We start from the raw sequence: 14,441 nt of genomic DNA, 5'->3' as shown, positions 1-14,441 counted from the left end.
TGGTGATCCTCACCAAAGGTCCCGGCTCAAACGGGTGGCGAGCGGGCGGGGGCGACCCGAACCCCCGCCCGCTCGCCGGACGCGCCCGCTCACCAGACCCGTACCGACCCTCCCGTCGCGAACACCGGACTCGTCGCGTCGGCGGGCGTCTCCTTGAGGGGTTCGTCCAGTTCTCCGACCGTCGGTCCCACGCGCGCGGCGATCTCCCCGAGACGGTCGAGGTCGAAGCCGTAGACGCCGGCCGCGTTGCCGCCGACCATGGCGGCGATCTCCTCCCTGGGGAGGCCGGCGTAGGCGATGCGCAGGCCCTCGCGCGAGTAGGGGTACGTCCCCTCGTCGTGCGGGTAGTCGCTGCCCCACATGATCTTGTCGAGGCCGATCCGGTCGCGCAGGGCCGCCTCGTGGGGGCGCATGAAGCTGGCGCCCACGAAACAGTTGTCGCGCCACACTTCGGAGGGGCCCTTGCCCATCGCGTCGGCGAGACCCGCGCCGAACTTCGACTCGGCGGTGTCTGCCGTGCCCGCGCCGCCCGTCCGCCGCGCCGCGGCGACCAGCCGCCCGTGGTAGTAGTCCAGCATGTCGAGCACCCCGGGGACCCACCCCGAGCCCTGCTCCGTGAGGACCAGCTTGAGCTCCGGGTGGCGGCGGAAGGCCCCGCCGAAGGCGAGGTGCCACAGCGCCCGGTGGGAGAACCACGTCGTCTCGACCATGAACACCGCGCGGGCGGCCGGTTCCTCGCCGAGCGGCGGTGAGGCCGATCCCGCGTGGTGGTTGACGGGCACGCCCAGATCGGCGCAGGCCGCCCAGATCGGGTCGTACGCCGCCGAGTAGAGCTCCGGGAGGCCCGAGCCGGGCGGGGTGCCGGGCAGCATGAGGCCGCCCGTCAGGCCCGCCTCCACGGAGCGGTGGATCTCCTCGACGGCCCGGTCGACGTCGTTGAGCAGGATCTGGAAGACGCCTGCCCTGCGGCCCGGCGCGGCGGCGCAGAAGTCCGCGAGCCAGCGGTTGTGGGCGCGCAGGCCGGCCCAGCGCTGCTCGAACTCCTCGCGGGTGGGCGCCGGCGCCATGAGGGACGCCGAGGGGAAGAACGGCGGAATCGTGTTGGGGAAGACGACCTCGGCGACGATGCCGTCCGCTTCGAGCTCGGCGACCCGGCGGTCGGAGTTCCAGTTGCGGTCGGCGGTGTCGGCGAGGAGGTCCTCGTACGGATTGACGTAGGTGGCCGCCCAGGCGTCGAACGCGTCGTGGTGGCGCGACTCCAAGTACGGCCTGTAGTCGAGGAGATCGGCTCCCGCGTGACAGTCCGCGGAGATGACGGTGTAGCGGTCCTCGGTCGTCCGTGGTGCACTCATGCGTCCGCCCCCAGTACCGGGAAGTCGTGGTCGGTCAGCCAGTGGCGGCCCACCTCGCGCGAGCGGGCCCAGGAGGCCTCGACGGACGTCTGGTCGGCGTCCTGGCCGAGGTCGGCGGGTGTCGGGCCGATGCGCCGGGCCAGCGGCGCGAGTGCCGCCGTGTCGAAGCCGAAGACCTCGGCGGCGGCGAGCCCCAGCATGCGGCGGGTCTCCGCCACGGGAATGTCGTGGAAGGTCTTGCGCAGCCACGCGCGCGTGGCTGGCCAGGTGCCCTCGGGGTGCGGGAAGTCGCTGCCCCACAGGATGTTGTCGACGCCGATCTCGTACCGCTGGGCGAGCTCGCGCCGCTTGGTGTTGGTGGCGCAGACGAAGATCTGCCGGTCCAGGTACTCGTGCGGCGGACGCTTGAGCTCCTCGAACGGGGAGAGCTTCTTGCCTCCGTGGGCGCCCAGATAGAGGCGGTCCATGAACCACAGGAGGTTCGGCAGCCACCAGCAGCCGGACTCGGCGACGCCGAACCTCAGCCCCGGGTGGCGTTCGAAGACGCCGGACCAGAGCATGAACCACAGGGGTCGGGCCGGCCACCAGGTCACTTCGGAGACGTAGATCCCGAGGTGGTCGCCGTACTCGTGACGGGGCGCCGCTCCGGAGTGGGTGACCACGGGCATCGCGCACTCGGCAGCCGCCGCCCACACGGGGTCGTAGCGCCGGTCGTGGTAGGGCGCCTTGTCGACCCACATGGAGGGGATCATCAGCGCGCCGAGCCCCGACTCCTTGGCGCGGTGGACCTCGGCGACGACGCGGTCGACGTCTCCGGTGATGGGCAACAGAGCGACTCCGCAATGCCGTTCGGGTTGCTCGGAGACGAAGTCGGCCAGCCAGCGGTTGTGGGCCTGGGCACCCGCCATGCCGAGCTCGGGGTCCTGGTCGCCGGAGAGGCCGAGGCCGACCCCGAAGGGCGCGGCGGTGCGGCTGTCGACGGCGTCCGCGTCGGGGAAGACGACTTCGGCGGCCACCCCGTCGCCGTCCAGCTCCTTGAGGCGCTGTGCGGCGTCCCAGCCGCCGCGCAGGCCCTCTTCGTTGTCCTGGAACCACTTGGCGGCGAACGCGTCGTTGCGGATGCCGAGCCGGGTGGCCTCCTCGCGGCGGGCGCCCCGCTCGCCGAGGAAGTCGTCGAAGTCGCGGTGGAAGCGGCGGTCGAGGTAGGGCCGGTACTCCTCGGTGGGGAGACCGGCGTGGCAGTCGGAGGAGATGATCAGGTACGGGTCCTGAGGGTCCTGAGCGCTCATCTGCGGATCCCCTTTCAGTCCAGGATGAAGTTCTCCAGGTACGCCGGGTCGGCGCGGTCGAGCATCGAGCGCGACCTCGCCCTGATCTGCCGGTCGCTGTGCTCGCTCTCCGGAAGCAGCCAGAAACGGCCGGCCGCGATGCCCTCGGCCACGAAGTCCGCGACCTCCTCGACCGGCGTGAACTCGATCTCCTGGCCCGCCTCCTTCATCGCGGTCTCCCACTGGTCGAGACTGCGGTAAGGCGTCCTGCGGGGGCGGGACTTGGCGTACCGGTCGGGCCGGTTGCGGTGCGACTCCCACAGGCCGGTGCGGAGCATGTGGGGGCCCGGGAAGAGCACGGAGGCGCCCACGCGCGCGTGCTCCGCCTTCAGGTGGGCGTACAGCGACTCGGTCATCGTGACGACGGCGGCCTTGGTGACCGCGTACACGGAGGCGGTGGGCAGGGGCGCGATGCCGCCGTCGCCGGACGAGGTGTTGACGACATGTCCCGGCTCGCCGCCCGCGATCATGCGGGGCACGAAGGCCTGGATGCCGTGGAAGACGCCCCAGACGTTGACTTCGAAGGCCCACTTCCAGTCGTTCGGCTCGTGCTCCCACATGCGCCCCTCGGCGCCCGACCCGACCCCCGCGTTGTTGCACAGCACATGGACGGCGCCGAACCTGTCGTACGCCTCTTCGGCGAGGGCGAAGACCTGCTCGCGCACTCCGACGTCGACCACGCGCGCGTGCACCGTCGCGCCGTCCTCCCGCAGGGAGGCGGCCGCCTTCTCCAGGGCGCTCTCCTCGACGTCCGCGAGCACCACCCGCAGGCCGTCCGCCGCGAACCTGCGCGCCATAGCGAGCCCGATGCCGCTCGCCGCGCCCGTGACGACGGCGACCTGCCCGGCGTGCAGCTCCATCTCAGGCGCTCCCCTCGGGCGGGCCGTCGAGGATCTGCGCGGGGTCGTCGTAGCGCTGGTGGATGTAGGGCAGCAGGGACTGCGCGCTGACGCGCTCGACGACGCGGCCCTGCTGGTCGGTGGTCTTCTCGCCGATGGTGATCTCGACGAGGGAGCGCACCGGCAGGTCGGCCACCGGGTCGTACATCGACTCGCGCAGCACCACGTCCCCGGTGACGGCCTCCAGCTTGCGGACCTTCTCGTTCCGTACGCAGTGCACGAGCACGGGGTCCGCGTCGAAGCCCGAACCGTCCACCGCGGGCAGGAACTTGAAGTAGAAGTCGGTCTTCTGCGTCGGCTCGGGCAGCGGCAGGGCGCCGCTGACCGCGCCCCGCACCTCCACGAAGGCGATGCCGTGCCGGGCGAGGCGGGCACGTACCACCAGGCCGTCCCGCTCGACCTCCACCTCGCCGAGCTTCTTCGGCTCCCCGAACACCTCGCGCCCGCCGATCAGGGCACGCTCGTGGGTCATCGGCATCACCAGCGGATACCAGCCCTCCACTCCCCCGTGCTCGGCGGCCACGGCGACCGAGCCCGCGCCCAGCGGATAGCCGGGCAGGTCGACCTTGCTGATGTTCACCCGCACCAGCGGCCGGCCGGTGGGCTTCAGCGGCGGCGGGAGGACCGCGGCGACCACGTCCGGGTCGCTCTCCCAGACGGCCACGACGCCCGTGGACCAGATGTCGGGGAGCTTGGAACTCGCTGTGCGTGCGGCGGCGATCTCCGCCTCGTCACGTGCTCCGTAGCGAATGCGTGCCATGTCGTACCACCCTTCGTCGGCGCGGACGGGGGGTCCGCGGGCGGGACTTGCGGCGGTTCTGTAACACAGTTACAACAGGACTCGTGAAGGGTAAAGAGACGCGCACGCAACTGAACCGGGCCGTCGTGCTCGACACCGCCGCGCACCTCGTCAAGCGGCACGGCCCGCAGGCTCTGACGATGCGGGCGCTCGCCGCCGAGCTCGGCACCGCCGTCACCTCCATCTACTGGCACGTCGGCAACCGCGAGTCGCTCCTGGACGCCCTCGTCGAGCGCACCCTCGCCGACCTCGGCGAGATCCGCGCCACAGGACGCACCCCCGTCCAGCGCGTCGCCTCCGTGGCCCGCGCCCTGCGCCACCAGCTCCTCGACCACCCGCACCTCGTCGCGATGGTCCACGAACGCGGCCTGACGGAAAGGATGTTCCTGCCCGCCCAGCGCACGCTCGTCCACGAGGTCCACGAGGCGGGTCTGCGCGGCGCCCGCGCCGCCGAGGCCGTGCGCGCCGTCCAGGTCCACGTCGTCGGACACGTCCTCGTCGAGCGGGCCCGCGCACGGGCGCCCGTGCAGCGGCCGGGCGAGGAGGAGTTGTGGACGGCTCAGGCCGCGGAGCAGGACGGCGCGCTCGCCCGCGCGCTCGCGGGACCCGTCGATCCTGACGCGGTTTTCGCCGCCTCCGTCAGGGCTCTGGTGGCCGGGCTTCTCGGACCGGCGCCCTGACTGTCGGTCGCGGCCCGTATCCTCATGGACCATGCTCGAAGACCGCACGACCGCAGCGTCCGCAGTGCCCTGGCCGGCCGCGTATCCAACGGGATACGCGGTCGTCGACGTGGAGACCACCGGCCTGGCCCGCGACGACCGCATAGTGTCGGCCGCCGTCTACCGCGTGAGCGCCCGGGGCGACATCGAGGACCACTGGTACACGCTGGTGAACCCCCAGCGCGACCCGGGTCCCGTCTGGATCCACGGGCTGACCAGCGAGATGCTCGCGGACGCCCCGCTCTTCGAGGACGTCGCCGAGGAGTTCGCGGCCCGCCTCGACGGCCGCGTCCTCGTCGCGCACAACGCCGTCTTCGACTGGTCGATGATCGCCAGGGAGTACGCGCGCGCGGAGCGCACCGCCCCCGTGCGCCAACGCCTGTGCACCATCGCGCTCTCCAAGGAGCTGGCGCTCCCGCTGCCCAACCACAAGCTGGAGTCCCTGGCCGCGCACTTCGGCGTCGAGCAGCGCCACGCGCACAACGCCCTGGACGACGCGCGCGTGCTCGCCGAGGCGTTCCGCCCCAGTCTGCTGGCGGCGGCCGGTGGCAACGTCCGCCTGCCGCTCCTGGAGTGCAGGCCGCTCACCGAGTGGTCGGACGGCGCGCCCCGCATCGTCCGCCAGGCGACGGGCCCGACGCCCGCCTCGTCGTACCGGCCCGGAAGTTGGCGCCCCTCGCGGAAGCGCCCGCCGTGCCCGTACCCGAACCCGGGCCGTTACGAACCGGGCAAACCGCTCAAGCAGGGCATGCGGGTCGCGTTCTCCGGGGACACCTCCGTGGAGCGTGAACTCCTGGAGGACCGCGCGGTGGAGGCCGGGCTGCACATCGCGACGAGTGTGTCGCGCCTCACGAGCCTGCTCGTCACCAACGACCCGGACTCCGGCACCTCCAAGACGGTCAAGGCCCGCTCGTTCGGCACGCCGGTCATCGACGAGGCGGCGTTCGGACAGCTCCTCCAGGACGTGACGCCCGCCACGGAGTCGTAGCGCCCGAGCCATAACCGTCAGACGGGTGATTGCCGCGCGACTCGCCCGCCGACCGCTCGCCCCGCACCGCCGCGGCGTCCCACCCTGTGGCGCATGGCACGTTGCGAGGTCTGCGGAAACGACTACGGCATGTCCTTCGAAGTGCACGCCCAAGGGGCGGTGCACGTCTTCGACTGCTTCTCCTGCGCCATCCACCGCATGGCGCCCATCTGCGAGCACTGCCGGTGCCGCATCATCGGCCAGGGCGTCGAGGTGGAGGGCCACTGGTACTGCGGCGCCCACTGCTCGCGCGCGGAGGGGCGGGTGGGCATCGTCGACAACGTCTGACCGGACCCCGCCGCCGGGCACCCCACGACCCGAGAGGTACCTTCGTGGGGTGTACCGCTTCCTGTTGTCCCGGCAGTGGGTGATCCTCACCCTCATCGCCCTCGTCCTCATCCCCGTGATGGTCGAGCTCGGCTTCTGGCAGCTGCACCGCCACGAGAACCGGGTCGCCCAGAACCAGCGGATCTCGGACGCGCTGAACGCCGACCCGGTACCGGCCGAGAAGCTCACCTCGCCCGGCCACGAGGTGCCCAAGGAGGACCTCTACCGCCGGGTGAGCGCCAAGGGCACGTTCGACCCTCGGCACGAGGTCGTGGTGCGGCGCCGCACCAACTCCGACGACGCGGTCGGCTTCCACGTCCTGACCCCGTTCGTCCTGGACGACGGCAAGGTCCTGCTCGTCAACCGGGGCTGGATCCCCGCCGACGGCCCGCAGACCGCCTTCCCGAAGATCCCCGCGCCGCCCAAGGGCGAGATCACCGTCACCGGCCGCCTCATGGCCGACGAGACGTCCGCGGCCAGCGGCATCAAGGACGTCCGCGGTCTTCCGGACCGTCAGATCATGCTGATCAGCAGCGGCCAGCAGGCCGACGCCCTCGGCAAGGAGGTCCTCGGCGGCTACGTCGAGCTGTCCGCCCCCGAGGCGAAGGGCGGCTCCCCCGAGCTGATCGGCGAGCCCGACCACAGCAGCATCGGCGCGCACATGGCGTACGCGGTCCAGTGGTGGCTGTTCGCCACGGGCGTCCCGATCGGCTGGGTGGTCCTGGTCCGCAGGGAGCGGCGCGACCGCACGGCGGCCGCGGAAGCCACGGCTCCGGAAGCGACGCCCGCAGCCGTCTAGGGCTTCGGTGTCCGTGCCGGAAGCCCCGCATTACGCCGCGGAAGTCCCGCATTCCGCCGGATTGACGGAGCCCGACTCCGGGAAACCGTCATCCGTGTCCCGCCACATCGAAGACCTCGCGCCCGCCACCGATCTCCCGCCCGCCGAAGAGCTCGTGCCCATCGAGGACCTCGCGCTCATCGGCGACCACCAGACCGTCGCCCTCGTCGGCAGGGACGGTTCCATCGGATGGCTCTGCCTGCCCCGCTTCGACTCCCCCGCCTGCTTCGCCTCGCTGCTCGGCGACGAGGAGAACGGGCACTGGCGCATGGCACCCAAGGACGCGGGGGCCTGCACCCGCCGCGCCTACCGCTCCGACTCCCTCGTCCTCGACTCGGAGTGGGACACGGAGGACGGGTCCGTCCGCGTCACGGACTTCATGCCGCAGCGCGACCGCGCCCCCGACGTCATCCGCATCGTCGAGGGCCTCAAGGGCCGCGTCACCGTGCGCAGCACGCTCCGGCTCCGGTTCGACTACGGCTCGGTCGTGCCCTGGATGCGCCAGAAGGACGGCCACCGCGTCGCCGTGGCGGGCCCCGACTCCGTGTGGCTGCGCAGCGAGCCGTCCGTGCACACCTGGGGCCATTCCTTCGGCACGCACTCCGAGTTCACCGTCGAGGAGGGCGAGAAGGTCGCCTTCGTCCTCACCTGGCATCCCTCGCACGAGCCGCGCCCCTCGCTCGTCGACCCGTACGAGTCACTGGAGCACAGCCTGGAGGACTGGCGCGCCTGGACGTCGCTGTGCCACTACGACGGACCGTACCGGGACGCGGTGATCCGCTCCCTCATCACCCTCAAGGCCCTCACGTACGCCCCGACGGGTGGCATCGTCGCCGCGCCCACCACCTCGCTGCCCGAGGAACCCGGCGGCGTGCGCAACTGGGACTACCGCTTCTGCTGGCTGCGCGACTCCACCCTCACCCTGGGCGCGCTGCTCGCCGCGGGCTTCTCGGAGGAGGCCGAGGCGTGGCGCGACTGGCTGCTGCGCGCCGTCGCGGGCAACCCGGCGGACCTGCAGATCGTGTACGGCCTCTCCGGAGAGCGCCGATTGCCGGAGTACGAGGTTCCGTGGCTGTCCGGGTACGCGGACTCCGCCCCGGTCCGCATCGGCAACGAAGCGGTCGAACAGCTGCAGCTCGACGTGTACGGGGAAGTCGTCGACTCACTCGCCCTCGCCGACCGTTCGGGCCTGGACACGCCTCCGCACGCCTGGCACCTCCAGCTGTCCCTGCTCGAGTTCCTGCACAAGAAGTGGCGGGAGCCCGACCAGGGCCTGTGGGAGGTGCGCGGCCCCCGCAGGCACTTCGTGTACTCGAAGGTGATGGTCTGGGTCGCCGCCGACCGCACGGTGCGCGCCCTGGAGGAGAACCCGAAGCTCCGCGGCGACGTCGACCGGTGGCGCAAGCTGCGGGACGAGGTGCACCGCGAGGTCTGCGAGCGCGGCTACGACCCGGAGCGCAACACGTTCACACAGTCCTACGGCTCCGCCGAACTGGACGCGTCGCTGCTGCTCATACCGCGTGTGGGGTTCCTGCCGCCCGACGACCCGCGCGTCGTCGGCACCATCGACGCGGTCCACGCCGAGCTCGGCCACGGCGGGCTCCTGCGCCGCTACACCTCCGACCAGACGGCCATCGACGGCCTGCCGGGACAGGAGGGCGTCTTCGTCGTCTGCTCGTTCTGGCTGGTGGACGCCCTGCACATGACGGGCCGTACGAAGGAGGCGCGGGAGCTGTTCGAGCGGCTGCTCGCGCTCCGCAACGACGTGGGGCTGCTCGCGGAGGAGTACGACCCCTCGTCCCGCCGTCAGCTGGGCAACTTCCCGCAGGCATTCAGCCACATCGGCCTGGTCAATACCGCCCTCGCGCTCTACGGGGCGGACGCGGGAGACTAGGGCCATGGATCTTGGACTGGAAAACCGTGTCTACGTAGTCACCGGCGCCACCCGTGGCCTCGGCAACGCCACCGCCCGCGAGCTCGTCGCGGACGGCGCGAAGGTCGTGGTCACGGGCCGTCAGCAGAAGACGGTCGACGAGGCGGCCGCCGAGCTCGGCCCGAACGCGGTGGGTGTCGTCGCGGACAACGCCGACCCGGACTCCGCCGCCGCGCTCGTCGCCGCCGCCCGTGAGCACTTCGGCCGCTTCGACGGCGTGCTGATCAGCGTCGGCGGGCCCGCGCCGGGCTTCGTCGCGGACAACACCGACGAGCAGTGGCAGGCGGCGTTCGAGTCGGTGTTCCTCGGCGCGGTGCGCCTCGCGCGGACCGCGGCCGCGGAGCTCGGCGAGGGCGGCGTCATCGGCTTCGTGCTCTCCGGTTCGGTGTACGAGCCGATCGCGGGCCTCACGATCTCGAACGGGCTGCGGCCGGGGCTCGCCGGGTTCGCCAAGTCCCTCGCGGACGAGCTCGGCCCGCGCGGCATCCGGGTGGTCGGCGTGCTGCCCGGCCGGATCGGCACCGACCGCATGCGCCAGCTGGACGGCCTCTCCCCCGACCCGGAGGCCACCCGCGCCGCCAACGAGGCGGGCATCCCCCTGCGGCGCTACGGCACGCCGCAGGAGTTCGGCCGCACCGCGGCGTTCCTGCTCTCGCCCGCGGCCTCGTACCTGACCGGGATCATGGTGCCGGTGGACGGCGGATCACGCGCCGGGTTCTGACGACGCGGGGCTCAGCTGACCCTCTCCGCCCGGTGCTTGGCGGCCCGCAGCCGGACCGTGGCGGGCAGGGACGCGAGGCCCGCCGAGTCGCGGGCCCGGCCGAGCGTGTCGGCGGAGAGGTGGTGCAGCGCCTCGGCCGGGGTGGCGTGCGGGGTGAGGGTGAGGTCCACTCGCGCTTGCGGGGCGCTGCGCCTGCCGGTGAGGACGGCCTGGGCGCGGTCGACGCCGTCCAGCGTCTCGGCCTCGCGGGCCAGGACGTTCTCCATGGCCCGGCCGCGCAGCAACGCGCCCTCGCCGTCCCCGGTCTCCACCAGGATCTCGGCGAGTCGGCGCCTGCGCAGCTGGGCGGAGAGCCACCACAGCGCGAGCAGCACGCACACCGCGAGGGCGGCGATGACCGTGGGCCAGAACCATCCCTCGTCCCGCCACCGAGCCCGGTCGGCGGCGCTGACCAGCACGTCGTGCCGGCCGTCGTGGATCCACCAGGAGGGCGCGGACGCGCCGAGTCCGACGGCGAGCACGGAGCCGCCGAGGACGAGCAGGACGAGCCCGGCGAGTGCCAGGACGACGCGGTTGACCGTGCGCAGCATGCCGCTCACCCCTTCCTGCCGGGCCGGGCCACGTGGACGGAGAGTCCGGGGACGCGGGCGAGGCCCAGATCGCGGATGCCGTCGGCGATCGTCGCGTCCAGGTCGCCGCGTACGTCGTCGAGTTCACGGAAGTGGGACACGGCCCGCACGTCGACCTTGGAGCGCTTCATCCGGACCCGCACGGACTGTACGCCCGGCACGTCCATGGCACGGTCGCGCAGGACCATGGCGGCGGCGCCGCGGTACAGGCCGCCGCGCACGTCGGAGTGGGTGCGGCGCATCGGCAGGATGCCGCGCTGCCCGGGTGTCACGGCGAGGACCAGGAGCCAGAGGCCCAGGAGGGCGGCGACCGCGGCCCCGATGAGCACCGCGGTGTCGTCGAGGGGGCGCCTGCCGAGCTGGTGGGCCAGTTCGCGCCGCCAGTGCATGGCGGGGTGGTCGGCCCGGACGGCGACGATGTCGTAGAGGAGCAGTCCCGCGGCGCCGAGGACCACCAGGGCGAGGAGCGCGGCGGGCACCCGGCGGGCCGACCAGAACCGGGAGGCCTTCTCCTCGTCGTCGGAGAGCGTGGGCAGCGGGTCGTACGCCGTCGCGGACGCCGACTGGCGCAGCTCGCCCTCCGTCTGTTCGACGACCGGCAGCGGCTGGGTGCCGCCCCCGTGGGGTTCACTCATCGTGTCCTCCCCTGTGCCGCGGCGCGCACCTGCGCGGAGTGGAGCCGCTCCACCTGAACGGCCACCTCGGGTACGTCCATCCCCGCCAACGCCTCTACCCGCTCGGTGACATGGCGACGCACCGCGCCGCACTGCCCGCCGATGTCGCAGGGGTACTCCAGCTCCAGGCTGACGCGGATGCGGGCCGCCTCGTGGTGGACGGAGACCGTGGCGCGGGGCGGTGAGCCGTCGGCCGGGACCGCGTCCACCGCCTCACGGGCCGCTCTCGCGGCGATCTTCGCGACGACCCGGTCGGCGATCCGGGTCGCGCCGCGCTCCCGGGGCGCGACCTGTGCCGCCACCGCTCACCGCCGCCGGTCGCCGCGGGTGCGGAAGAACTCGCCGGGCTCCAGGTCTCCGTCGAGGAACTTGCCTGCGACGAAGCCGATGGCGCCCAAGGCGGCCACCAGCAGGAACGCCCCGAATCCGCCGAAGTATCCGGCGAAGCCCAGAGCCATTCCCGCGATCATGCCGATCACGGCCATACTCATCTGCGCGCTCCCTACTGAAGGCGTCCTGGTTGCTCGTCGTCGTCCTCGTCGGGCAGCTTCACGTCGCTCACCGCGATGTTGACCTCGACGACCTCAAGACCGGTCATACGCTCGACGGCCGTGATCACGTTCTCGCGCACGTCCTGGGTGACATCGGCGATCGAGACGCCGTACTCGACGACGATCTCCAGGTCGATCGCGGTCTGCACCTCGCCGACCTCGGCCTTCACGCCGCGCGACACGGACTTCGAGCCGCCCGGCACACGGTCGCGCACGGCGCCGAAGGTCCGGGCGAGGCCGCCGCCCATCGCGTGCACGCCGTCGACGTCACGCGCGGCGAGGCCGGCGATCTTCTCGACGACGCCGTCCGCGATCGTGGTGCGGCCGCGGCTGCCGGGGTCACCGCCGCCCCGTCCGGGCGCGGACCGTGCCGCGCTCTCGTCCGGGGAGTCCTTCTCCAGCGTCTGCGACGCCTTCCGCTGTCCGGTGTCGGTCATGGCCGTCCCGTCCCTTTCGAAAGGGGAACTGCCCGAGTGGGGCTGCTTCTCCGCCCACATTAAGCGCGGCCCCGCGCCCGCGCGCCCGGGATGCGGCAGGCTGGGGCCATGACGGCAGAGGGTTGGACGCAGGCGGTGCGCCGGCAGCTGGGGCTCGGCCGGGTGCTGCCGCTCGGCGGTGCCGCGGACGGCGTGTGGGTGACGGAATCGGCGGTGGACGGCGCGTTGCGCCAGATGGCTGAGCGGGTGCCCGGGGTGCGGCTCGGTACGGTACGCATCGGGCAGGCCGCCCCGGACGAGGCGGGAGTCCCGGCCGTTCCGCCGCCCCCGAGCGCGCTGCCGCCCGGACCGCTGCGGATCACGGCGGAGTTCGCCGCGGTCGCCGGTGAGCCACTGCCCGCGGCGGCGGACCGGCTGCGCGCGGCGCTGTACGAGGCGGCGGTCGGACTCGGCCTGATCACCGACGAGGTGGACCTGAAGGTGACGGCGCTCCTCGACGAGGCCGACGAGGCGCCTCCTCGACGGACCGGTCCCCCGGAGCCCGCCCCGGAGCGGCCCGCCGCCGACCACGACGAGGCACGCGCCGAACGGGCGGCCCTCGCGGTCCCCGGGGTGGCCCGGCTGACCGGCGTGCTCGGCCGCGCCGTCCACTTCGAGGAGCCTCCGGCGTCGCACGCACTCCCGCGCCGCCACGCGCGCGTGGAACTCGCGACGGACCACGGGCACCGCGCCCTGGACGTGGCACTCGCGGTCCGCGAGGCCGTCGGCGCGGCCCTGCCCGACGGTCCGACGGTGGCGGTGCTCATCACCGAGGTGCGGTAGGCGCGCCGCGCGCGGATCAGTCGCCGAGGCCCGCGAGGTCGCGCAGGCGGCGGCCCTGGGCGGCGCGTTCGGCGACGCGCTGGTCTTCGTAGGAACGGCCCACCGCGCCCTGCAGCAGGGCCTTCGTCTCGATGACCGCGTCGCGGGGCGCGGCGACGAGCGCGGCGGCGAGGTCGGTGGCAGCCGCGCCGAGCTGGTCTGCGGGCACGACGAGGTTGGCGAGGCCGGTCCGCTCCGCCTCGTCCGCGTGGACGAAGCGCCCGGTGGCGCAGATCTCCAGCGCGCGGGCATAGCCGACGAGCCCCACCAGCGGGTGTGTGCCGGTGAGGTCGGGGACCAGGCCCAGGCTGGTCTCGCGCATGGCGAACTGCACGTCGTCCGCCGCGATCCGCAGATCGCAGGCGAGCGCGAGCTGGAAGCCGGCGCCGATGGCATGGCCCTGGACGGCGGCGATGGACACGATGTCGCTCCGCCGCCACCAGGTGAACGCTTCCTGGTACTCGGTGATCGTGGCGTCGAGAAGGCCGTCCTCACCGCGTGCCAGATCGATGAAGGACGGTTCGCCGTCGAAGCCCTCGGGCGTGAACGCCTGCCGGTCGAGGCCCGCGGAGAACGACTTGCCCTCTCCGCGCAGCACCACGACACGGACGCTGCCCGGCAACAGCTGACCGGCCTCGACCAACGCCCTCCACAGCGCGGGAGATTGGGCGTTGCGCTTGGCCGGATTGGTCAGCGTCACCGTGGCGACGGCCTCGTCGATGGTGAGGCGTACGCCGTCCTTGTCGAGAACCGGTGCGAGCTCGCTGTCGGACGAAGCCATGGGGTGCCTCCGATGGGGGTGCGGTCGGTCCGGACGCCGGGAGCGCCCGTAAGTGACTGCACAGTAACCACCCGGTCGATCGGTTGACCGACCGGGTGGTCACCATCGGACCATGGGACAGCGTGCCGCCCGCCGTCAGCCGGCGGCGGCCTTCTTGCCTCGCGTCGCCCCGCCGCGTCCCCGCAGCGTGACGCCGGATTCGCTGAGCATGCGGTGCACGAAGCCGTACGAGCGGCCGGTCTCCTCGGCCAACGCCCGGATGCTCGCACCGCCGTCGTACTTCTTCTTCAGGTCTGCCGCGAGCTTGTCGCGCGCGGCGCCGGTTACCCGGCTGCCCTTCTTCAGAGTCTCGGCCACCCGTGCCTCCTCATGGGAAGTGCGCTCTGGACTTCTCATGATCACCCCTCCCGGGCTTCCTGGCCACCCATTCGACAAGGTCCGTACGGCGGGGTTCGTCCCTTCGGGGACGGACATCACGATCGGAGTGAACGATTCCGCACGTCGCTGCGCGCGCGTCAGAACGCGAGCGACGGCGAATCCCCAGGTCAGCGCCGCGACGGCCGGT

General features: G+C 72.6%; 18 protein-coding genes. 7 read left to right on the top strand and 11 right to left on the bottom strand.

Going from position 1 to position 14,441, the window contains the following annotated elements:
* Positions 1 to 89: 89 nt before the first annotated feature.
* From DEJ48_RS30425 to DEJ48_RS30410, 4 genes are read right to left on the bottom strand one after another with little or no spacing between them, the layout of a single operon-like run.
* Positions 90 to 1,352, bottom strand: coding sequence for an amidohydrolase family protein (locus DEJ48_RS30425; RefSeq protein WP_150219391.1), 1,263 nt, complete (start codon positions 1,350 to 1,352; stop codon positions 90 to 92).
* On the bottom strand, positions 1,349 to 2,641 hold the full coding sequence (locus tag DEJ48_RS30420; RefSeq protein ID WP_150219390.1) for an amidohydrolase family protein: 1,293 nt from the start codon (positions 2,639 to 2,641) through the stop codon (positions 1,349 to 1,351). Before DEJ48_RS30420 ends, DEJ48_RS30425 begins: the two co-directional genes overlap by 4 nt.
* 14 nt (positions 2,642 to 2,655) lie before the next feature.
* Positions 2,656 to 3,540, bottom strand: coding sequence for an SDR family NAD(P)-dependent oxidoreductase (locus DEJ48_RS30415; protein ID WP_150219389.1), 885 nt, complete (start codon positions 3,538 to 3,540; stop codon positions 2,656 to 2,658).
* 1 nt (position 3,541) lies between these two features.
* Complete coding sequence (locus tag DEJ48_RS30410; protein WP_150219388.1) at positions 3,542 to 4,339, bottom strand: acetoacetate decarboxylase family protein; 798 nt, start codon at positions 4,337 to 4,339, stop codon at positions 3,542 to 3,544.
* A gap of 83 nt (positions 4,340 to 4,422) precedes the next feature.
* Here DEJ48_RS30410 and DEJ48_RS30405 point away from each other — a divergent pair, with 83 nt between their 5' ends.
* The 6 genes from DEJ48_RS30405 to DEJ48_RS30380 all read left to right on the top strand — a co-directional run bounded on the left by DEJ48_RS30405 (position 4,423) and on the right by DEJ48_RS30380 (position 9,943).
* A complete protein-coding gene (locus DEJ48_RS30405; RefSeq protein WP_150219387.1) occupies positions 4,423 to 5,058 on the top strand; it encodes a TetR/AcrR family transcriptional regulator in 636 nt (211 codons plus the stop codon).
* A 31-nt stretch (positions 5,059 to 5,089) separates the two neighbouring features.
* Positions 5,090 to 6,085 carry a DEDDh family exonuclease gene (locus DEJ48_RS30400; protein ID WP_150219386.1) on the top strand — a complete coding sequence of 332 codons (996 nt, stop codon included), beginning with the start codon at positions 5,090 to 5,092 and terminating at the stop codon, positions 6,083 to 6,085.
* A gap of 93 nt (positions 6,086 to 6,178) precedes the next feature.
* Positions 6,179 to 6,412: a hypothetical protein gene (locus tag DEJ48_RS30395; RefSeq protein ID WP_150166323.1), complete on the top strand. Its 234-nt coding sequence runs from the start codon at positions 6,179 to 6,181 to the stop codon at positions 6,410 to 6,412.
* Positions 6,413 to 6,461: 49 nt separating this feature from the next.
* Positions 6,462 to 7,250 carry an SURF1 family protein gene (locus DEJ48_RS30390; protein ID WP_150219385.1) on the top strand — a complete coding sequence of 263 codons (789 nt, stop codon included), beginning with the start codon at positions 6,462 to 6,464 and terminating at the stop codon, positions 7,248 to 7,250.
* Positions 7,251 to 7,404: 154 nt separating this feature from the next.
* Positions 7,405 to 9,183, top strand: coding sequence for a glycoside hydrolase family 15 protein (locus DEJ48_RS30385; protein ID WP_411757554.1), 1,779 nt, complete (start codon positions 7,405 to 7,407; stop codon positions 9,181 to 9,183).
* A gap of 4 nt (positions 9,184 to 9,187) precedes the next feature.
* The gene (locus DEJ48_RS30380; RefSeq protein WP_150219384.1) at positions 9,188 to 9,943 is read left to right on the top strand and encodes an SDR family oxidoreductase; all 756 of its coding nucleotides are present in this window, start codon (positions 9,188 to 9,190) and stop codon (positions 9,941 to 9,943) included.
* A gap of 11 nt (positions 9,944 to 9,954) precedes the next feature.
* Here DEJ48_RS30380 and amaP read toward each other — a convergent pair whose 3' ends face one another.
* The 5 genes from amaP to DEJ48_RS30355 are packed head-to-tail and all read right to left on the bottom strand — an operon-like array spanning position 9,955 to position 12,234.
* Positions 9,955 to 10,533: an alkaline shock response membrane anchor protein AmaP gene (gene amaP / locus DEJ48_RS30375; RefSeq protein WP_150219383.1), complete on the bottom strand. Its 579-nt coding sequence runs from the start codon at positions 10,531 to 10,533 to the stop codon at positions 9,955 to 9,957.
* A 5-nt stretch (positions 10,534 to 10,538) separates the two neighbouring features.
* Entirely contained in the window at positions 10,539 to 11,207 is a 669-nt protein-coding gene (locus tag DEJ48_RS30370; RefSeq protein ID WP_150219382.1) for a DUF6286 domain-containing protein, read from the bottom strand.
* Positions 11,204 to 11,548, bottom strand: a complete 345-nt coding sequence (locus tag DEJ48_RS30365; protein ID WP_150219381.1) for an Asp23/Gls24 family envelope stress response protein — start codon at positions 11,546 to 11,548, stop codon at positions 11,204 to 11,206. Before DEJ48_RS30365 ends, DEJ48_RS30370 begins: the two co-directional genes overlap by 4 nt.
* A gap of 3 nt (positions 11,549 to 11,551) precedes the next feature.
* Positions 11,552 to 11,737 (bottom strand): hypothetical protein, encoded by a 186-nt coding sequence (locus tag DEJ48_RS30360; RefSeq protein WP_150166335.1) that lies wholly within the window; start codon positions 11,735 to 11,737, stop codon positions 11,552 to 11,554.
* Between the two features lie 11 nt (positions 11,738 to 11,748).
* Positions 11,749 to 12,234 (bottom strand): Asp23/Gls24 family envelope stress response protein, encoded by a 486-nt coding sequence (locus tag DEJ48_RS30355; RefSeq protein WP_150219380.1) that lies wholly within the window; start codon positions 12,232 to 12,234, stop codon positions 11,749 to 11,751.
* A 108-nt stretch (positions 12,235 to 12,342) separates the two neighbouring features.
* On the opposite strand from DEJ48_RS30355, the gene DEJ48_RS30350 reads away from it, so the two are divergent.
* Entirely contained in the window at positions 12,343 to 13,056 is a 714-nt protein-coding gene (locus DEJ48_RS30350; RefSeq protein WP_150219379.1) for a nucleopolyhedrovirus P10 family protein, read from the top strand.
* 16 nt (positions 13,057 to 13,072) lie between these two features.
* Here the strand turns inward: DEJ48_RS30350 and DEJ48_RS30345 are convergent, their stop codons facing one another.
* Positions 13,073 to 13,876 (bottom strand): enoyl-CoA hydratase/isomerase family protein, encoded by an 804-nt coding sequence (locus DEJ48_RS30345; protein WP_150219378.1) that lies wholly within the window; start codon positions 13,874 to 13,876, stop codon positions 13,073 to 13,075.
* A gap of 135 nt (positions 13,877 to 14,011) precedes the next feature.
* A complete protein-coding gene (locus tag DEJ48_RS30340; RefSeq protein WP_055550175.1) occupies positions 14,012 to 14,233 on the bottom strand; it encodes a helix-turn-helix domain-containing protein in 222 nt (73 codons plus the stop codon).
* Positions 14,234 to 14,441 lie beyond the last annotated feature (208 nt).

It is taken from the genome of Streptomyces venezuelae, assembly GCF_008642315.1.
Classification (GTDB): domain Bacteria; phylum Actinomycetota; class Actinomycetes; order Streptomycetales; family Streptomycetaceae; genus Streptomyces; species Streptomyces venezuelae_D.
The sequence above is the reverse complement of the archived record's forward strand: the minus strand, read 5'-3'. Positions and strand labels throughout refer to the sequence as shown.